The sequence below is a fragment of the Tolumonas lignilytica genome (genome assembly GCF_000527035.1).
Classification (GTDB): Bacteria; Pseudomonadota; Gammaproteobacteria; order Enterobacterales; family Aeromonadaceae; genus Tolumonas; species Tolumonas lignilytica.
This window is the reverse complement of the sequence record NZ_AZUK01000003.1, coordinates 25,218-44,289: the sequence shown is the minus strand read 5'-3', so window position 1 is coordinate 44,289 and position 19,072 is coordinate 25,218. Positions and strand designations below refer to the sequence as shown.

Sequence of the window (19,072 nt, the reverse complement as noted above, 5' to 3'; positions counted from 1 at the left end):
CTTAATGGCGGACAGCACTGCGTGCTGCCCCATAAGTAATAGTTAGGTAATTAATTTTCTTAATTTTTTTGCGGTAAATTCAAGCCTTAAAGCGGCTGGTATGAGGGTTCCGTGTTATTTGCGGCTCACTTCCGGTGAAGTGGTTGCCTTGCATAACTCATGATCTCACTGCCAGTGTGGAACTCTAGTCTGCACTGGTTATGTCTTCGGCAACCTTCAAGTCCGTCGGTGTGTACACCTGAAGCGGCTCATCATCAGGGCGTTTTGGTTTGAAACGACCACTCCCCGTTTCCTGAATGATGTCCGTGGAACACAAAGTAAACCGGCAGTTTCAAATCTGTCGGCGGGTAATTCCGAGCGGTGGTTTAAAGCGGGCGCAGTGGCAGCATTGAAGTCTGTGTCCCAATTAGCCAGTCCAGTGGTGATGAATAAAAGATATTTCTTTTGTTCTCCTACCTAACAAGGCGTTTAAACACGTTCGCTTTGCTCACTGGACGGCACGCGTGCCGCCGTTTAACTTATAGTTAGGTAATTAATTTTCTTAATTTTTTTGCGGAAAATTCGAGCCTTAAAGCGGCTGGTATGAGGGTTCCGTGTTATTTGCGGCTCACTACCGGTGAAGTGGTTGCCTTGCATAACTCATGATCTCACTTTCAGTGTGTAATTCAAATCCGCACTGGTTATGTCTTCGGCAACCTTCAAGTCCGTCGGGGTGTACGCCTGAAGCGGCTCATCATCCGGGCTTTTTGGTTTGAAACGACCACTCCCCGTTTCCTGAATAATGTCAGTGAAACATAACGCAAAGGGGCCGTTTCAAGCCCGTCGGCGTGTAATTCCGAGCGGTGGTTTAAAGCGGGTGCAATGGCAACATTGAAGTCTGTGCACCAATTAGCCAGTCCAGCGGTGATGAATAAAAGATATTTCCTTTATTCTCCTACCTAACAAGGCGTTTAAACACGTTCGCTTTGCTCACTGGACGGCACACGTGCCGCCGTTTAACTTATAGTTAGGTAATAAAAACGGCTTTGTTGTTGGCGGTGAATTCGAGCCCTAAAGCGGCTGTGCAGATGGTCCAGTGGTTTGTGCAGCTCACTACCTGCGAGTGGGTTGCCTCGCGCAACACATGAATTCACGTGAAGTTGCAAATTGATAGCCTGCGCGGGTTACGTGTCGGCAACCATCAGCATTGTCAGTGTGTAACGCCTAAGCGGCTCATCATCTAGCCGTAGTGGCAATTACGCCCACTGCCCACTCACTAAATGAAAATGTGTGAATGTTCAGCAAACTTCGCTGCATCGATATTGTCGGCGAGTAATTCCAAGCGGTTGTTTGAAGCTGCCCCAATGAAAACTGAAAGTCCGTGGCACCAGTTAGCCAGCCGTGTTGTTGATAATAAATGACTTGTCTTTGTTCATACCTAACAACAAATTCAAACACGTTCGCGCTACGCTGCTCACTGGACGGCACTACGTGCCGCCGTTTAATTAAAAGTTAAGTTCTTCCAATCGAGAGCTCTCTCTTATGAAAATACATAACTCGCTATATTTTGCGTTCCTGTTTGGGCTTTCATTATTAATTCCAATCACATTTACTCATGCTGGCGAATCAGATGCCGCGTTATCTCAGGCATATCAAAACCAGCAAAGTAATTTACAAATTCAAGGTGATGGTATTGTTGTTAAAGTGCTGCCTGATGATACTCGGGGTTCTCAGCACCAACGTTTTATTCTAAAACTTTCAACAGGTCAGACATTGCTTGTTGCCCATAACATCGACTTAGCACCAAGAATTGAAAGTCTGAACGAAGGTGACACCGTTGAGTTCTACGGTGAATACGAGTGGAATGAAAAAGGTGGGGTTATTCACTGGACGCATCATGATCCGCAAAATCGCCATGTTTCCGGTTGGTTGAAGCACAACGGTCAAACCTACCAATAAACGAAGGTACAGGGAGTTTACCTTGAGAAAATTTTTTATCCTGATTGCATTGTGTGTCGCCGCATTCCAGCATTTTTATAAATCTGATGCGGCCGCACCAACATCATCAATTAGTTCAATAATAGACGACTCGACGCCCTCGCCTACGGTTGAAATGAATTCATCATCTTCGGTATTTTCATGCCAAGGGAAAACGCATTGTTCAGAAATGAACTCATATGCAGAAGCCAAATTTTACTTAGATAATTGTCCAGGCATGAAAGTCGATGGTGATAATGATGGCATCCCTTGCGAACGTCAGTTTGGTCAATAAAAGCAAAAGCACTTAACAAAATTTTAATGTCGGATGGCACTACGTGCCACCGCATAAAACGAAGTTAACTGCATGTTAAGCATTATATGAAAAAAAAACAGCATTGTTATATGTGTGACTGCATTGCCACATCGGAAGAGCATGTTCCACCAAAATGCCTATTTCCTGAAACTAAAGACGTTCTGAATAAGAACGATTATAGAAAAAATTTAATAAAAGTCCCCTCTTGTGATGAGCATAATCTTAGCAAATCAAAAAATGATGAATATCTTTTAATCGCATTTTCAATCGCATGGTGTACAACTAACTACGCAAAAGATGCTCAACTTAATAAGTTATTAAGAATTAACAAACGGACACCACATGTTATATATGAAATACTAAAAAATAGACAGCCAGTAAATGTATTTAAAGATAATTCTATAATATCTACTTATAAATACAATCTCGATTACTCCAGAGTTGTTGAACAGATTATACACGTTGCATATGGTATTCACTTTCATCATTACAAAACAAGAGCAGCGAATAAACCAAAAATAATTGTAGCTACTGGAATGAAAACAGAATTGCCATCATTTAATAAAAACCAACGAATAATTACCGAAAAATATAATTCACACTTAAAATCGACAGAAACACATGGTGAAAATCAAGATGTGTTTTATTATCAAGCTCATAAATCCAGTAATGAAGTTGTAATTAGGCTTGTTTTTTATAAAGACTTAAAGTTCATTGCCATATTCCCGAGTTAAATGCAGTTAACAAAAACTTGGTGTGGGATTGCTTCGCAACCCCACAAGTAAAAGTTATGCAGTTTTAATTTGCTGAAAGTTTTGCGGGGAATTCACGTTTTAAAGCGGTGTTGGCTGCAAGTCCTGTGTTATCTACGGTTCACTATCGCCGCGTGGTGCCCGCTCATAATACGCCAAATAAAGTTAATCGTGAGCTTCAGTAAATTTGGCGTGGCGATTATGAGCTTCTGCACATCAACGCCGTCGCGGGTAATTCTTTACAACCATTTTTTCTGTTTACGGTGTTGAACGCTAGCCCGAGAAACCAGTCGTTACTTCCAAGATGAAATCGGGTTCATTTTTTCAATACTGCATAACAAGGCGTTCAACGCCGTTCGCTTTGCTCACTGGACTGGTCTCCGCTTCGCTGCGCCCAGCCCGTTAACTTGAAGTTAGGTAATTAATTTTCTTAATTTTTTGCGGTAAATTCGAGCCTTAAAGCGGCTGGTATGAGGGTTCCGTGTTGTTTGCGGCTCACTTCCGGTGAAATGGTTGCCTTGCATAACTCATGATCTCACTTCCGGTGTGTAATTCGATTCCGCACTGGTTATGTCTTCGGCAACCTTCTAGGCCGTCGGTGTGTATGCCTGGAGCGGCTCATCATCCGGGCGTTTCGATTTGAGATGCCCACTCCCCATTTCCTGAATGATGTCAGTGAAACACAAAGTAAACCGGCAGTTTCAACTCTGTCGGTGGGTAATTCCGAGCGGTGGTTTAAAGCAGGTGCAGTGGCCGCATTGAAGTCCGTGTACCAATTAGCCAGTTCAGTGGTGATGAATAAAAGATATATCCTTTATTCTCCTACCTAACAAGGCGTTTAAACACGTTCGCTTTGCTCACTGGACGGCACTGCGTGCCGCCGTTTAACTTATAGTTATCTATCTTTTGAAAGTTTTAGTTGTACAACCAATTGTACATTTCGTTGACTGAGCTATACTTGTACCATAAGTTGCACAGTTAACGGAGTCTTTATGCAAGTCGTTTCATTTACAGAAGCACGCAACAATCTTAAATCAGTCTTAGATCAAGTGGTTAATGATGCCGACTGCACCATTATCACTCGTCGAGATGCTGAAGATGCTGTAGTGATGTCACTTGATTATTACAACAGCCTCATGGAAACCGTTCATCTATTAAAATCGCCAGCTAATGCTGCTCATTTGGCAAAATCAATCGCGCAATACCGTAATAATCAGACTCAAGAGCGAGATCTGATTGATGAGTAGATTACTGACTTGGACTGACGAAGCTTGGGATGATTATCTTTATTGGCAAAACCAAGACAAAAAAACGCTAAAACGCATCAATAAAATTATCGAAGATATCAAACGATCTCCATTTGAAGGTATTGGAAAACCAGAACCTTTAAAAATGAATCTATCAGGTTTTTGGTCTCGCCGTATTGATGACACAAATCGCCTTGTTTATGCAGTAGAAGATAACCGTTTCACGATCATTTCCTGTCGTTATCACTATGAATAAAGGCTGAAATTAAACGATAGATAACAAAATTTTAATGTCGGATGGCACTACGTGCCACCGCATAAAACGAAGTTAACTAGCAATTACAACTCTGAGCACATATTCAAATGACAAAAGCATTATTAATTATTGACGTCCAAGTTGGCTTATTTGAACCAAAACCATCGCCTTACAAATCTGATGAAGTGATTTCTAATATCAATAAACTTGCTGATAAGGCACGAGCGTCTAATGCGCCTGTCATATGGATACAACATGAAACACCAAACCATGAAATTCTGAAATTTCAGAGTGATGGCTGGGAATTGCCTAATAATTTGAATCAGGCTGAATCAGATTTTTATGTTCGCAAAACCACGCCTGACTCTTTTTTAAAAACCGACTTGCTTCAAATTTTAACAAACCAAACTGTTTCTGAATTGGTAGTCTGTGGCTACGCAACTGAATTTTGTGTAGATACAACGATTCGAAGTGCAGCGGCAAAGGGTTTTGAAATCACGTTAGTGAGTGATACTCATACAACACATGATAAACAACACGCACCTGCTGAATTCATCATTCAACATCATAATGCTACATTGCCAAATATTAAAAGTTTCGGCGTGACAATTAAAACTGAGCAATCTGAACTAGTCGAATTTGCTAGTTAACAAAAACTTGGTGTGGGACGCTAACGCGCCCCACAAGTCGAAGTTAGCTTTTTTATTATAAATGCATGGGTAATAAATCATGGAAAGCACAATAGAAAATGATAATTATGTTCCAGATAAATTTTGTACTTTAAAACGACGAATAATAGCAGCATGTCTTGATTCCGCTGCATTGGCTCCTTTTGCATGGTTTGATAAATATCTATGGAATTCAATATCAAATCCACTGACACTTCAGATTTGGAGCGTTTTTTATACTGCAGTCATCATTTACTACTATTACTATTTCGTTGCACGATTTGGCCAAACACCAGGAAAAATGGCTTCCGGAATTAAGATACTAACATCTAATGAGTGTGAGGTTGGCCCCAAACATGCGGTCCTTCGTCAAATTTTATTTTCTAGCTTTAGTTTAATATTTTTAACTATACAATTATTTAACTTATCTCATGGCATGCTAGCCAATAGAGCATTAGGTAATCATTTTACGCTAATGCTATTCGGATCACCGATTTTATTTTTGTCGCTGCTTGAGTTTATAACGATGATGTGTAATACAAAACGCAGATCAATTCATGATTTTATCGCAGATACAGTCGTTATAAAATTCGAAGAAACAAAACATAAAAACAAAATTAAAGTGATATTATTGACATTGTTCATCATAAATCTGCTTATCCAGCAATTTACACCTGAATTAAATTTAGTCACAAATTAGGGCAAAAGCTAACAAAAACTTAATGGCGGACAGCACTCCGTGCTGCCCCATAAGTAATAGTTAGGCCCTAATTATGATTTTTCGATTTTTAAAAATATTTGTTAGTTTCATCCTAATAGCTACACCGATTTTATCGGTGGCGCATCCACTTCCTATTAGTGATTTACCTAATGAACATTGTGGCGAAGACTGGAACTCGTTAATAATGCGAGCAGGTAGTTCTCCCAACAACCCAAAGTGTGTCTTGGAGTTTGTTGAGCCCGAATCACATAGTGATAGTAGCGCTGAGGAAGCAAAAGCAATAATTTCGTTAAATGGACAACTCATAACCATTATTCGAACTCAATATAATTATATTAGTGGTCACAAAAATAAGAATAAACCTACACTGGGCAACAGCTACACTTATAGCTTTCTTTCTCAGGACAAATTAACTAAGGTCATACTTAACAGTCATGTTGTTCAGACTTCTTGTTCTATTGATACAGAAAGTTGCTGTGGTGATGATTACGAGGGCACTTTGCTCATAGAAAAAAACGGGCAAAAAACAGATATCGCTATTACATATTACCGAGGTGGATAGTGCTCAGATACATGCTCTGCGCTTATCTTAAATAAATAGTAATTTATCCCCTAAAAACGATATTGCTGATATTTATTTTTGTGCCAATTAGACAAGTAGTTTGGCCTAACAAAAAATTAGTGCGGGACCACTTCGTGGCCCCACAATTAAAAGTTATGTGTCTAGCTAGAACACCAACATCCCTCATATTTCATGCATTTTTTGGATATATAAATGTCACAAGATAAAGAAACTCTCGGCAGGTTATATTTGTGGGAATTAGCGCTTAATCGAATTATTGAACTTCTTGCTCTTAGACAACGTATAGACCGTTTCTACAATACGGGTAGACCGCAAAAAATCACCGAATTATATGATAATGAGCGTGAAAGGCTGGGAATCAGACTAAGACTTGAAAGTGAAGCATTGGATAACTTTGAAGAAAAACATGGTTCTTTGTTTCCCGACATTCATGATATTCAACTTATAAACGAACTAATAGCTGAAGAAATAATCATCAAATTTTGTACTATAATAAATATGGGTAATGGTAAAGCTGGTCTTATTGCTGATAATAAAAAAACATTCTGGCTGCCAATTCTTGACAAAATTATCTTAGATGCATTCTCTGAAGACGTTAAGGATCGTTTTTATCAATTTATCGAAGCTGCTAAAGAATACCGTAACAAGCAAGCAGCTCACTTTGATCATGAAAGTTTCAATATGACACATGGCAATAAACAACCAAATGAAAATGGCCTCGTTTACCACCTTGGCTGGAGTAATGCTTTGTTTACTTTCGACTGGGAATTTATTGGTGAAACAATTCCAATGTTTAATAAATCGTTAAATAGTTTTATTAATGAATTACAACAACAAGCTAATCTTATATAGCTGCTTTCCAAAATTACTTCGACACATAACAAAAACTTGGTGTGGGATTGCTACGCAACCCCACAAGTAAAAGTTAGGTAATTAATTTTCTTAATTTTTTTGCGGAAAATTCGAGCCTTAAAGCGGCTGGTATGAGGGTTCCGTGTTATTTGCGGCTCACTACCGGTGAAGTGGTTGCCTTGCATAACTCATGATCTCACTTTCAGTGTGTAATTCAAATCCGCACTGGTTATGTCTTCGGCAACCTTCAAGTCCGTCGGGGTGTACGCCTGAAGCGGCTCATCATCCGGGCTTTTTGGTTTGAAACGACCACTCCCCGTTTCCTGAATAATGTCAGTGAAACATAACGCAAAGGGGCCGTTTCAAGCCCGTCGGCGTGTAATTCCGAGCGGTGGTTTAAAGCGGGTGCAATGGCAACATTGAAGTCTGTGCACCAATTAGCCAGTCCAGCGGTGATGAATAAAAGATATTTCCTTTATTCTCCTACCTAACAAGGCGTTTAAACACGTTCGCTTTGCTCACTGGACGGCACACGTGCCGCCGTTTAACTTATAGTTAGGTAATAAAAACAGCTTCATTGTTGATGATGAATTCAAGCCTTAAAGCGGCTGTGCAGATGGTCCAGTGGTGTTTATGGCTCACTATCTGCGAGTGGGTTGTCTCGCGCAACACATGAATTCACGTGAACTGGCAAACTGAAAGCCTGCGCGGGTTACGTCTTCGGCAACCTTCAACTCCGTCAGTGTGTAACGCCTGAGCGGCTCATCATCTGGCCGTAGTGGCGATTACGCCCACTGTCCGTTCGATAAATGAAAATGTGTGAACGTTCAGAATATTTCGCTACATCAGCATTGTCGGCGAGTAATTCCAAGCGGTTGTTTGAATCAAGTGCAGTGAAAATTGAAAGTCCGTGGTCACAATTAGCCAGTTCTATTTTTGTTAATTACTGACTTTTCTTTGTTCATACCTAACAACTAATTCAAACCCGTTCGCTTTGCTCACTGGACGGCACTGCGTGCCGCCGTTTAATTAAAAGTTAACTGGCTTCCTGATTTCACGGTGTAAACTTCACTCAGGCATTAATATTTAATGATTTCTATTCGAAACTATGAAGTGTCAGATACCGGTGCGTTGTGGTCTATTTTTTATAACACCGTTCGCATGGTCAACATTCAGGATTATTCATTAGCACAAGTTCAAGCGTGGGCTTCTGATTCTATCGATCCGGCAATTTGGCAATCAATGTTAATTCAAAATGCCCCCTTTGTTGCTCTAATGAACAGCACAATAGTTGGTTATGCTGATCTTCAACAAGATGGTTTAATTGATCACTTTTTTGTTCATCACGCATTCCAAAAACAAGGTGTCGGTAACGCTCTGATGCAACACATAATTGATGCAGCAAATGAACGTGATCTGGTTTCACTACATGCCAATGTGAGCAAAACAGCCAAACCGTTTTTTGAGCGATTTGGGTTTGTTGTTATTAAAGAACAAACTGTTGAATTACGTAATGAGCTGTTTACTAATTTTCTAATGCAAAACAGCCAGTTAACAAAAACTTAATGTGGGACGGTTTTCAACCGCCCCATAAGTCGAAGTTAGCTCTATCTAAATTGTTAAAAATCACTATACGGAAATAAAAATGGCTGAATTTAGCATTAAAGCAAAAAAAACTTGGTTCAATAAAAGTCATGATGAGATTATTGAAGAGATTAGAAGGCAGTTAGATGAACAAAATGTCACTGATGTTGATGATAATATGATTGAGAAAATAGCAAAAGACATTGAAAAAGAATTAAAAATCAGAGCCGCCTCAAAAAAAACCAGATTATTTGCCCCTCTAAAGTTATTCATGTTGCTATCAATTCTAGTTACCACAATCAGCTTTTCTTTTTTATTAATCCAAGGAAATAACAAGTTTATCTCTAAGGCAGACACAAAAACAGCGTTACATAATGCGCTTAACAAAGATATATCCCTCGATGACTTAAAGTTGGTTTATTCAAAATCAACCGATAATATAGCAAATTCAATATGGGTATTACTTAAGCCTCAATACTTTTATGATAAAAACAAAACCAATTTAAATGATGTATTGCAAGACATAAAGATTGATATAATTACGCAAAAAGAAATCACATCAAAAGAAGACGGCTTTCTACTTACAAAAATAAATCAATACATACAGGAATATACAAAATTAAACCCACTAGATGGTTTAAATGAACAAGACAAGCGAGACCTTAAAAATATTTACTCGAAATTATCCGCCGATAATTACACATTAATAAGCGATGACTTAAGCAGTTTAACTTCATCAATTAAAAATAAAAACGATCTAATCAATCAATACCTCAACAGTAGTAATCTTAGTTTATATATATCGATAGCAGCATTCGTATTTTCTGTTCTAATTACGATATGGCAACTATTACCAGGTAGACGTATAAGCCAGAAACAAATTATAGCTGAAGCAATTAAAGAGCATATCAAAAATAATACATCACCGAGCTAACAAGGCGCTCAAACCCGTTCGCGTTGCTCACTGGACGGCACTATGTGCCGCCGTTTAGCTTAAAGTTATGTGATTAAGGGGTTGTCATGGATTTTGATGATAAATTCAGGCTCAGCAGTCATGCGGTCATTCTTAATTCCGAAGGGCAAGTTTTACTCTTAAAAGCCGATTACGGTTCCAAATCCTGGGGGCTTCCTGGTGGTGCATTAGAGCCCGGTGAAACCATTCACGAAGCGTTGATCCGCGAGTGCCGAGAAGAACTCGGGTCTGAAATTCTTATCCATTATCTCAGCGGTGTGTATTTCCATTCTGCCTATAATTCACAGGCTTTCATTTTCCGTTGCGAACTGCCCTCGCCTTCTAACATCATTCTCAGTCATGAACATTCTGAATTTCGTTATGCCTCAATTTCAGAACTCAGTGCTGTCCAGCAACAGCGCATATCTGACTGCCTTAATTTTTCGGGTGTTGTTACCAGTGCTAAATTCTAATGCTGATTAATCTATCATCACCTTGCACAGATATGATGCACAGCATTGATATAGCTCAGTTTTCATTAATTGAGTCCCCAATTTCATTTGTCTCTTTCAGTACCATTCGGCATCATGTTCATATGAGTAAATCAAGAGCAGAACACGGTTGTTGGGCATCTGATTGTCGATAGTCAGTGCGGTAGCTTTTGCTCTCAAAAAAACCGTCTTTTGCTGCAGCCAAAATCACATAACAAAAACTTAATGGCGGACAGCACTGCGTGCTGCCCCATAAGTAATAGTTATGCCCTATAGAGGTAATATGGAAGAACGTGAAATTAGAGAAAAGCTAATTCGAGCATTAGATGTTCTTGTTCAAAATGATGTTTTCTTATTAAGTAACAATGTTAATGAACGCTCTATTTCACATCGATTGGCAGTTTATCTAGAAAATGAATTCCCTAATTGGCATGTTGACTGTGAATATAATCGTGCTATCGAAAATCCTAAACGATTAAATATAGAAGAAATTGACAGTGAATCTACAGACACAAATGGTAAAACTGTTTTTCCTGACATTATTGTTCATCGAAGAGGTGAACAAAACAATCTATTAGTGGTTGAAATGAAAAAGACCACAAGCAACATTCCTGATGATTTTGATTATCTAAAACTTCAAGCTTTTAAAGCTCAATTAGGCTATAGATTCGCAGTCTTTATTAAAATGAAAACTATGCCGAATGATACTGGGTATAACGATCCAGTATGGTTCTAGGCATAACAAAAACTTGGTGTGGGATTGCTACGCAACCCCACAAGTTGAAGTTAGATAATAAAAACGACTTTATTGTTGGCGGTGAATTCAAGCCTTAAAGCGGCTAGTCAGATGGTCCAGTGGTGTTTACGGCTCACTACCTGTGCGTGGGTTGCCTCGCGCAACACATGAATTCACGTGAAGTCGCAAACTGAAAGCCTGCGCGGGTTACGTCTTCGGCAACCTTCAGCGCCGTCAGTGTGTAACGCCTAAGCGGCTCATCATCGGGGCACTGTGTTTTTAGCAACCACTGCACGCTCATTAAATGAGCTTATTTGAAATTCAGCAAATTTCGCTGATCCCATATTGCCGGCGAGTAATTCCAAGCGGTTGTTTGAAGCTGGCGCAGTGAAAATTGAAAGTCCGTGGCACCAATTAGCCAGCTTTTGGGTTGATAATAAGCAACTTTTATTTGTTCATATCTAACAAAATTTTAATGTCGGATGGCACTCCGTGCCACCGCATAAAACGAAGTTAGGCGAAAATAGTCCTTGATAAAAAAAGAGAAATAAAATGAAATTCGAACAAAAAAAGAAAGGAAATAAATATACATTTACATTATATGATGATTATTTTAATTTATCATATGACACTCAGTCAGGCTCTGGCGATAAAAATATAAATTATGCCTACTTCCCCAAAAAATGCTCAATTCGTATTGAGCAACATGAATGGCTTAAAAATGTAGGTTACGTATGGACGATAGCTGGAATATATAACCTGGGCAATGCACTTTATTATAACGCACCAGCATCAGGTCAAGGAATCTGGATACTTAGCGGTATTACTTGCATCCTCTTGGCATACTTATCAAAAACAAAATACTCTGTTTTTCGAACAGAAAATGGCATTATTCCTATTATCCAAGATAAATATCATAATCAGATAATTAATGAAATAAATAAAAGAAAAAAGGCTCAACTTCTTGAGTGGCATAGAGAAATAAACCCAGATAACACATTTGAAAACGAAATAGAAAAATTTAGATGGCTTGTGGAAGAGGAAGCAATGAACACCAGAGAGGCTGAAGAAAAAATTCAACAAGTCAAAGCCTTACAAATGAATTCCTTTCCGATTTCTAGTAAAAAGCTAAACTAACATCAAAAAATAACAATATACATCGCCTAACAAAAAATTAGTGTCGGATGGCTTTCAGCCACCGCACAATTCGAAGTTAGGTAATTAATTTTCTTAATTTTTTTACGTAAAATTCGAGCCTTAAAGCGGCTGGTATGAGGGTTCCGTGTTGTTTCCGGCTCACTTCCGGTGAAGTGGTTGCCTTGCATAACTCATGATCTCACTTCCGGTGTGTAATCCAATTCCGCACTGGTTATGTCTTCGGCAACCTTCAACTCAGTCCGTGTGTACGCCTGGAGCGGCTCATCATCCGGGCGTTTGATTTGAGATGCCCACTCCCCGTTTCCTGAATAATGTCAGTGAAACACAAAGTAAACCGGCAGTTTCAAATCTGTCGGCAGGTAATTCCGAGCGGTGGTTTGAAGCCGGTGCAGTGGCCGCATTGAAGTCGGTGTACCAGTTAGCAAGTCCAGAGGTGATGAATAAAAGATATTTCCTTTATTCTCCTACCTAACAAGGCGTTTAAACACGTTCGCTTTGCTCACTGGACGGCACTGCGTGCCGCCGTTTAACTTATAGTTAGGTAATTAAGAAAGTTCCTCTGTTTCATCAGTGCTCCGAGAATCATCATTTACAAAATAAATTTCAACAGTAGCCGTTGAACAACTGCAAACAGATTTTTGACTTGAGACAAAAGGAATAGGTATGGTCTTTATTGCAACGCCTGACGTCATGCCACAAGCAGTTCCTCAGGAATCAATTGTTTTAGCTGCGGCCTCTGATTCTGCTTCATCTGCCTCATCAATTAGATCGATGACTTATGGCGTATGTGAACTATCCATTGCAACTGAGGATGATATTTCAGAGGAGGATGATTCAAGCGTTAACTCATTACACCCGACGACTTATATGAATAATTTTTTGCCGGCGGAAATGAAAATCCTTCTCGAATCCCGAGGTTCTGGCGGAATAGATTGGGAATGGTACGGGGAGTGGTTGGAAAGCTTTAAAGTCTCTATTTTACAGCAACCAGCACATGGGAAATTTGTGAATTTACGAAATGATCCAAAATTTCATGACTTACAGTACCTTCCTAATAGGGACTATTTAGGCAAAGATCGCGTTGCTGTACTAGTGGAGGGTAAGGATGAGCGTGGTCGCTCAATTGCCCTGACATTGAAATATTTTATCAATGTACTGCCAAGACAAAAGTTACACCAGATTGTTGAAGAAGGTCAGTCTGCTAAATTACAAGAAAAACTTTGCGGTAAAAGTGAAAGTTATTGGCATGATCATGATTCGTGGAAAATTTCAGAGAATCAAACGTTCAAAGGTTTGGGACAAGCTAACACTATGGTTCAGTTTGCTGATTTCTCCGGCTATTCTCTCGGCGATACTACCGGTACAGATTCATCTGCCCAAATCACGCTCGATATAAACGCCGCGGGCTACGGCTGGTATATCGACTACACGCCTTATCTGAACAGCGAATATCTACAACCAGTTCTATGATTGAATATCATCAACATGTAAAAAATTACCTAACAAAAACTTGGTGTGGGATTGCTACGCAACCCCACAAGTAAAAGTTATGCAGTTTTATTTCGCTGGTAGTTTTGCGGGGAATTCGAGTTTTAAAGCGGCGTTGGCTGCAAGCCTTGCGTTGTTTACGGCTCACTACCGAGAGTAGTGCCCGCTCATAATACGCCAAACAATATCAGTCGTGAGCTTCAGCAAATTCGATACGGCGATTATGCGCTTCTGCACATCAACGCCGTCGTGGGTAATTCCTTACAACCATTTTTTCTGTTTACAGTGTTGAACGCTAGCCCGAGAAACCAGTCGTTACTTCCGAGGCGAACTCGAGTTCGTTTTTTCAATACTGCATAACAAGGCGTTCAACGCCGTTCGCGTTGCTCACTGGACTGGTCTCCGCTTCGCTACGCCCAGCCCGTTAACTTGAAGTTATATTGGTAACTGAATTTCTTTAAATATGAATTTATATAAATATCAAAGTATCGATCCTTCAGTTCCTCCAGCTAAAAATAAATCAATTCAAAATTTATTTGAAGCCACCGTTGTGTTTTCTGCTAGACAAAATTTTAACGATCTATTCGATTCAAAAGTTAACTTTATCATTCCACGCAGAGAAAGATTAAGAAAATTTCGCGGCTCACTTTCAAAATCACAAAGAGAAGTATTTGATTCCTTTACTCCTGGAAACACTGATTTTTTTCAAAAATTAAAACAACAAACAAATACCTTAATTGATTCTTACTATTTTTACTGTTTAACCACAAATCCACTTAACAATCTGATGTGGTCGCATTACGCGAATAGCCATCATGGTTTTTGTATCGAGTGGGATGCGGATAAAATGAATGCCGATAAAGTCATTTATTCTGAACAAATTGCGAGCATCGATTTATTAGACATTACTCGGTCAAATATGGGCCTTATTAGTCAAGAAAAAATGGGGGATGACCTCTGGGCAGCTCTACGAACAAAACTGGATTATTGGTCTTATGAAAATGAGTATAGAGTTAAACTTAGTCACGAAATGAAACAGCTAGTTACTTTTAAAGATAACAAAATTAGTGTCACCAAAGCTGATTCTACTTGGATTAAATCCATAATTTTTGGTGTTCGCTGCCCTGTTAACGTTGTTACATATGTTGCAGAAAATATTCCATTCAGAGTTAATTTCAAGAAATGCAAGATTATTAATTCTGAACTGTACATCACACCAATATAACAAAAAATTAATGTGGGACCACTTCGTGGCCCCATAATTCGAAGTTAGGTAATTAATTTTCTTAATTTTTTTGCGGTAAATTTGAATCTTAAAGCGGCTGGTATGAGGGTTCCGTGTTATTTGCGGCTCACTACCGGTGAAGTGGTTGCCTTGCATAACTCATGATCTCACTGCCGATGTGTAATTCGACTCCGCACTGGTTATGTCTTCGGCAACCTTCAAGGCCGTCGGTGTGTACGCCTGAAGCGGCTCATCATCCGGGCGTTTTGGTTTGAAACGACCACTGCCCGTTTCCTGAATAATTTCAGTGAAACATAAAGCAAATTGGCTGTTTCAAATCTGTCAGCGGGTAATTCCGAGTGGTGGTTTGAAGTCGGTTCAGTGGCAGCATTGAAGTATGTGTACCAATTAGCCAGTACAGTGGTGATGAATAAAAGATATTTCCTTTATTCTCCTACCTAACAAGGCGTTTAAACACGTTCGCTTTGCTCACTGGACGGCACTGTGTGCCGCCGTTTAACTTATAGTTAGGTAATTAATTTTCTTAATTTTTTTGCGGTGAATTCGAGCCTTAAAGCGGCTGGTATGAGGGTTCCGTGTTATTTGCGACTCACGTCCGGTGAAATGGTTGCCTTGCATAACTCATGATCTCACTTCTTGTGTGTAATTCAATTTCGCACTGGTTATGTCTTCGGCAACCTTCAAGGCTGTCAGTGTGTACGCCTGAAGCGGCTCATCATCTGGGCGTTTTGGTTTGAAACGACCACTACCCGTTTCCTGCTTAATTTCAGTGAAACATAAAACCTGCAGGCAGTTTCAAACCTGTCGCCGGGTAATTCCGAGCGGTGATTTGAAGCGGGCACAGTGGCAGCATTGCAGTCTGTGTACCAATTAGAAACTCCAGTGGTGATGAATAAAAGATATTTCCTCTATTCTCCTACCTAACAAGGCGTTTAAACACGTTCGCGTTGCTCACTGGACGGCACTGCGTGCCGCCGTTTAACTTATAGTTAACTGGTTTCGTTAGTTGCGTGTTTTGTTTTTCGCTGGTGTAGAAAGTTCATCGAAAATTTCAGTGCCGCTCCCTGCACTTCTGGGCACAGCAAGATTTGCGTTGAATTCGGTTTCAGTGAAAGCAAGTTCAGCGGGTAAATTCAAAATCAGCGCACTGTTTGAGTCGTGAAAATAGTGAACACTTTCGAAAATTCAAGTCTGGCCGAACATGAAAATGTTTATCGACGACACCGGTGGTTCGCAAAATGCCGTCGTGCTTTAAACAATTTCAACTCAACGACCAGTTAACAAAAACTTAGTGTGGGACGCTTTCGCGCCCCACAAGTTAGAAGTTATGCTCAAAGAGGTTACCTATTTGACGAATGTAAATACTGAATATGAAAAATTAGTGGCCACAATACATCAAGGAATGCTCAACTATGATGGCTTTGACAATTTACGAGTTGAACACAATATCACTCTAATCGGCAAAAGCGGAGCCAAACATCAAATTGATGTATTCTGGGAGTTTAAAGCCGCAGGTACTACTTATAGAACTTGTGTGGAATGTAAAAATTACTCATCTTCAGTTAAGAAACTTCATGTTGCAGCATTTGCGTCAGTTTTAAATGACATTGGAAATGCAAACGGCATAATTGCAACAACATCATCATTCCAAAAAGGAGCTTTACTCTTAGCGAAAGAAAATAATATCAGGTTAGTTACAGTTAACCACTTATTACAATCTATCCATTTAACGATGAATCCGACACAAAGCAACATTGATAATTTACAATTCCAATTTAGCAGAGATAGCATCGTTAGCGCCTTAAAAAGAAACAATATTACTGAATTAAATTTTAACTACATGATAAACGGCAATGATTTTTTATTAGATGAAAATAACAACCCTGTCATTAAGATAGCAGACCTAATACGAAGTCACGTAAAGAATGAAGGTGAAAACATCATTGAAAATGTGAATTTATTTTTCAACTTTGAAACGGTAGGTTTACTAAAAATTAGTTCTCTCTCATTTAGATTGACTAAAGTACAATTACCAACAATAGAAAGTACTATTTCTCTGCCAACAACAGCAAAAGCCGTTATAGAAGATATTGTTGAGAATAATATATATTACCTACACGATGATGGTAGCGTGTCTGCACCATCAGATAATAGAGCATAACAAAAAGTTCAAACCCGTTCGCATTCGCTCACTGGACGGCACTACGTGCCGCCGTTTAACTAAAAGTTAATTGGTTGCTTAAGATTTTCGGTTGTAACTATACGAATGGATTTAATTTAGGTTTGGTTTGCTGGTTTGTTCTGTCAAAAAGCCTCCATTACTGGGGGAACGTGGAGTTGAAAATCAGTGTTGCTGTACGCTCGATTAATTAAACAAATATCGAGGCGTTAAAACGAAAATGGCACACTCACTTTTCACTCTGAGAAGGCAGAATTTAGAAAAACAAAAGGAGTTATGTTTTATAACCCCTTGGACATTATGATTGTTACTGTCTCATTATTGAGAAACTGGCGTTACAAAGTGTGCATCTGCATTGAAAGCATTGGATGAGGTAAATTGGACATCGACGGTCTGACCCACAGTCACCCCTTTCAGCACATTGCTACCGTCGGCATTGTAAGTGACGGTACGTGCTGGCCAGCCCAGTTCCGTAACCGCATCTTGTTTTACAGTTACGGTCTGGTCTGCTGCATTGACAGCCAATACTGAACCGTGTGCTTTATAAGTGTCTACCGCAGCCTGAGATGACAGTGCAGCCAGTGATAATGCAGCAACAGCAGCAAAACGTACGAAGGTATTTTTCATGTTCTTTACTCCACAGATAGTCATTTGTTGAACCGGCTTGGCCGTGTTCGTCTTTTTGTTTTTGTGAAACGCATCACGTTTCGTTGAGCAAAGAATACGACTACACAGTGAGTAGATAAACCACGCTTTCGTGAATTGACTATATCAAGAAATGGAACAATCGTTGTGGTGGCGTTTTATCTGGCTGAACTAACAAGTCACAGAAGAGGTTGAATCACCTTTGGTGTTCATTCCAACCAATTAACAAAAACTTAATGGCGGACAGCACTGCGTGCTGCCCCATAAGTAATAGTTAGCTTTCTTCGCTAGTTTATAAACATCACAGCAGTCATTATGAATTCAGAATATAAAGAGCGTGTTAATCGAACAATCCGGTTTATTGAAGATAACATTAACCAAAAATTGTCACTCAGTGATGTTGCCAAAGTTAGCTATTTTTCTGAATTTCATTTTCATCGCATTTTTAGAGCAATTGTTGGTGAAACGGTGAATGATTACATAGCACGCAGGAGAATCGAAAAAGCAATCAACATGCTAGTTTTCAAGCCTAAAACTTCTATCACAGAAATTGCCTTAGCATGTGGTTTTTCTTCAAATGCAAATTTCTCAAAAGCTGTCAAAATACATTTTGGCTTTACCCCATCTGAAATTAGAAATCCTCAAAAAATAAAAGATAGCAAGATTGGAAAAGTTTTTAGCAAGTATGGAAAAGATTTCAACCCCGTCGATTTGTATCCTAATCACATCACAAATAATGTGATCTTTATAGGAGATACAAATATGAATGTTGAGATAAAAGATCTCGAAGAACAACAGGTATGCACATTGCCATCTGAAGCTGGTTACCAGCCAGAAGCCATCTTTAATGCATGGGATAGATTGATTCAATGGGCCATAGCAAATGGTATTCAAACTAATACCCAACAGCGCTTTGCTTTTTGCTTTGACAATCCAACAGTCACACCAATTGATAAATGCCGCTATGAAGCATCTATTGTGATTGATGAAACTGTACAAGTTAAATCGCCATTCTCATTATCAAAAATTCCAAAAGGGAAATACGCTGTACTATATTTCAAAGGTAAACCAGAGGACACAATAAAAGCTCAATTAGGCATTTATTCAGATTGGTTTCCCCAAAGTGGTTTTGAACCAGACAATTTCCCAATGCTTGAACATTACCTGAATGATGTTAGACAGGATGGATATATTGAAATGGAAATTTTGGTTAAGTTAAAAAAACTATGACGACTGTTCCAA

The 19,072-nt window shown here is 39.4% G+C and carries 19 protein-coding genes; 18 read left to right on the top strand and 1 reads right to left on the bottom strand.

Translation table 11 applies throughout. From position 1 onward, the window contains the following. Positions 1–1,521 precede the first annotated feature (1,521 nt). The 17 genes from H027_RS0116795 (at position 1,522) to H027_RS18570 (ending at position 17,167) form a co-directional block, all read left to right on the top strand. Complete coding sequence (locus tag H027_RS0116795) at positions 1,522–1,938, top strand: DUF3465 domain-containing protein (RefSeq protein ID WP_024873587.1); 417 nt, start codon at positions 1,522–1,524, stop codon at positions 1,936–1,938. Between the two features lie 22 nt (positions 1,939–1,960). Next, complete coding sequence (locus tag H027_RS19045) at positions 1,961–2,251, top strand: excalibur calcium-binding domain-containing protein (protein WP_024873551.1); 291 nt, start codon at positions 1,961–1,963, stop codon at positions 2,249–2,251. An 86-nt stretch (positions 2,252–2,337) separates the two neighbouring features. Beyond that, a complete protein-coding gene (locus tag H027_RS0116785) occupies positions 2,338–3,006 on the top strand; it encodes a hypothetical protein (protein WP_152536786.1) in 669 nt (222 codons plus the stop codon). 1,010 nt (positions 3,007–4,016) lie between these two features. Beyond that, complete coding sequence (locus tag H027_RS0116780; protein ID WP_024873585.1) at positions 4,017–4,271, top strand: type II toxin-antitoxin system Phd/YefM family antitoxin; 255 nt, start codon at positions 4,017–4,019, stop codon at positions 4,269–4,271. Next, complete coding sequence (locus H027_RS0116775; RefSeq protein WP_024873584.1) at positions 4,264–4,527, top strand: Txe/YoeB family addiction module toxin; 264 nt, start codon at positions 4,264–4,266, stop codon at positions 4,525–4,527. The genes H027_RS0116780 and H027_RS0116775 overlap by 8 nt, the downstream gene beginning before the upstream one ends. Positions 4,528–4,634: 107 nt before the next feature. Further along, the gene (locus tag H027_RS0116770; protein ID WP_024873583.1) at positions 4,635–5,177 is read left to right on the top strand and encodes a cysteine hydrolase family protein; all 543 of its coding nucleotides are present in this window, start codon (positions 4,635–4,637) and stop codon (positions 5,175–5,177) included. A 79-nt stretch (positions 5,178–5,256) separates the two neighbouring features. Next, positions 5,257–5,895 carry an RDD family protein gene (locus H027_RS0116765; protein ID WP_024873582.1) on the top strand — a complete coding sequence of 213 codons (639 nt, stop codon included), beginning with the start codon at positions 5,257–5,259 and terminating at the stop codon, positions 5,893–5,895. 73 nt (positions 5,896–5,968) lie between these two features. After that, positions 5,969–6,478, top strand: a complete 510-nt coding sequence (locus H027_RS0116760; RefSeq protein WP_152536784.1) for a hypothetical protein — start codon at positions 5,969–5,971, stop codon at positions 6,476–6,478. Positions 6,479–6,691: 213 nt separating this feature from the next. Further along, on the top strand, positions 6,692–7,351 hold the full coding sequence (locus H027_RS0116755) for a hypothetical protein (protein WP_024873580.1): 660 nt from the start codon (positions 6,692–6,694) through the stop codon (positions 7,349–7,351). Positions 7,352–8,440: 1,089 nt separating this feature from the next. Then, positions 8,441–8,917, top strand: coding sequence for a GNAT family N-acetyltransferase (locus tag H027_RS0116750; RefSeq protein WP_024873579.1), 477 nt, complete (start codon positions 8,441–8,443; stop codon positions 8,915–8,917). Positions 8,918–8,996: 79 nt separating this feature from the next. Continuing rightward, on the top strand, positions 8,997–9,869 hold the full coding sequence (locus H027_RS0116745; RefSeq protein ID WP_024873578.1) for a hypothetical protein: 873 nt from the start codon (positions 8,997–8,999) through the stop codon (positions 9,867–9,869). An 86-nt stretch (positions 9,870–9,955) separates the two neighbouring features. After that, positions 9,956–10,360 (top strand): NUDIX hydrolase, encoded by a 405-nt coding sequence (locus H027_RS0116740; RefSeq protein ID WP_024873577.1) that lies wholly within the window; start codon positions 9,956–9,958, stop codon positions 10,358–10,360. Between the two features lie 301 nt (positions 10,361–10,661). Next, positions 10,662–11,114, top strand: a complete 453-nt coding sequence (locus H027_RS0116735) for a hypothetical protein (protein WP_024873545.1) — start codon at positions 10,662–10,664, stop codon at positions 11,112–11,114. A 552-nt stretch (positions 11,115–11,666) separates the two neighbouring features. Then, the gene (locus tag H027_RS0116730; protein WP_024873576.1) at positions 11,667–12,251 is read left to right on the top strand and encodes a hypothetical protein; all 585 of its coding nucleotides are present in this window, start codon (positions 11,667–11,669) and stop codon (positions 12,249–12,251) included. A gap of 684 nt (positions 12,252–12,935) precedes the next feature. Further along, positions 12,936–13,742 (top strand): hypothetical protein, encoded by an 807-nt coding sequence (locus H027_RS0116720; RefSeq protein ID WP_024873574.1) that lies wholly within the window; start codon positions 12,936–12,938, stop codon positions 13,740–13,742. 481 nt (positions 13,743–14,223) lie between these two features. Further along, positions 14,224–14,985 carry a DUF2971 domain-containing protein gene (locus H027_RS0116715; protein WP_024873573.1) on the top strand — a complete coding sequence of 254 codons (762 nt, stop codon included), beginning with the start codon at positions 14,224–14,226 and terminating at the stop codon, positions 14,983–14,985. Between the two features lie 1,348 nt (positions 14,986–16,333). After that, positions 16,334–17,167, top strand: coding sequence for a restriction endonuclease (locus H027_RS18570; RefSeq protein WP_024873572.1), 834 nt, complete (start codon positions 16,334–16,336; stop codon positions 17,165–17,167). A 336-nt stretch (positions 17,168–17,503) separates the two neighbouring features. On the opposite strand, the gene H027_RS0116705 is transcribed toward H027_RS18570, so the two are convergent. Further along, a complete protein-coding gene (locus H027_RS0116705; RefSeq protein WP_024873571.1) occupies positions 17,504–17,812 on the bottom strand; it encodes a copper-binding protein in 309 nt (102 codons plus the stop codon). Between the two features lie 333 nt (positions 17,813–18,145). Here H027_RS0116705 and H027_RS0116700 point away from each other — a divergent pair, with 333 nt between their 5' ends. After that, positions 18,146–19,060 (top strand): AraC family transcriptional regulator, encoded by a 915-nt coding sequence (locus tag H027_RS0116700; protein WP_024873570.1) that lies wholly within the window; start codon positions 18,146–18,148, stop codon positions 19,058–19,060. The last annotated feature ends 12 nt before the right edge of the window (positions 19,061–19,072 follow it).

What these genes read in the sequence shown, in the direction of transcription:
- H027_RS0116795 (WP_024873587.1), top strand. Translation starts at nt 1,522, where the DNA reads ATGAAAATACATAACTCGCTATATTTTGCGTTCCTGTTTGGGCTTTCA.
- H027_RS0116785 (WP_152536786.1), top strand. Translation starts at nt 2,338, where the DNA reads ATGAAAAAAAAACAGCATTGTTATATGTGTGACTGCATTGCCACATCG.
- H027_RS0116780 (WP_024873585.1), top strand. Translation starts at nt 4,017, where the DNA reads ATGCAAGTCGTTTCATTTACAGAAGCACGCAACAATCTTAAATCAGTC.
- H027_RS0116775 (WP_024873584.1), top strand. Translation starts at nt 4,264, where the DNA reads ATGAGTAGATTACTGACTTGGACTGACGAAGCTTGGGATGATTATCTT.
- H027_RS0116770 (WP_024873583.1), top strand. Translation starts at nt 4,635, where the DNA reads ATGACAAAAGCATTATTAATTATTGACGTCCAAGTTGGCTTATTTGAA.
- H027_RS0116765 (WP_024873582.1), top strand. Translation starts at nt 5,257, where the DNA reads ATGGAAAGCACAATAGAAAATGATAATTATGTTCCAGATAAATTTTGT.
- H027_RS0116760 (WP_152536784.1), top strand. Translation starts at nt 5,969, where the DNA reads ATGATTTTTCGATTTTTAAAAATATTTGTTAGTTTCATCCTAATAGCT.
- H027_RS0116755 (WP_024873580.1), top strand. Translation starts at nt 6,692, where the DNA reads ATGTCACAAGATAAAGAAACTCTCGGCAGGTTATATTTGTGGGAATTA.
- H027_RS0116750 (WP_024873579.1), top strand. Translation starts at nt 8,441, where the DNA reads ATGATTTCTATTCGAAACTATGAAGTGTCAGATACCGGTGCGTTGTGG.
- H027_RS0116745 (WP_024873578.1), top strand. Translation starts at nt 8,997, where the DNA reads ATGGCTGAATTTAGCATTAAAGCAAAAAAAACTTGGTTCAATAAAAGT.
- H027_RS0116740 (WP_024873577.1), top strand. Translation starts at nt 9,956, where the DNA reads ATGGATTTTGATGATAAATTCAGGCTCAGCAGTCATGCGGTCATTCTT.
- H027_RS0116735 (WP_024873545.1), top strand. Translation starts at nt 10,662, where the DNA reads ATGGAAGAACGTGAAATTAGAGAAAAGCTAATTCGAGCATTAGATGTT.
- H027_RS0116730 (WP_024873576.1), top strand. Translation starts at nt 11,667, where the DNA reads ATGAAATTCGAACAAAAAAAGAAAGGAAATAAATATACATTTACATTA.
- H027_RS0116720 (WP_024873574.1), top strand. Translation starts at nt 12,936, where the DNA reads ATGGTCTTTATTGCAACGCCTGACGTCATGCCACAAGCAGTTCCTCAG.
- H027_RS0116715 (WP_024873573.1), top strand. Translation starts at nt 14,224, where the DNA reads ATGAATTTATATAAATATCAAAGTATCGATCCTTCAGTTCCTCCAGCT.
- H027_RS18570 (WP_024873572.1), top strand. Translation starts at nt 16,334, where the DNA reads ATGCTCAAAGAGGTTACCTATTTGACGAATGTAAATACTGAATATGAA.
- H027_RS0116705 (WP_024873571.1), bottom strand. Translation starts at nt 17,812, where the DNA reads ATGAAAAATACCTTCGTACGTTTTGCTGCTGTTGCTGCATTATCACTG.
- H027_RS0116700 (WP_024873570.1), top strand. Translation starts at nt 18,146, where the DNA reads ATGAATTCAGAATATAAAGAGCGTGTTAATCGAACAATCCGGTTTATT.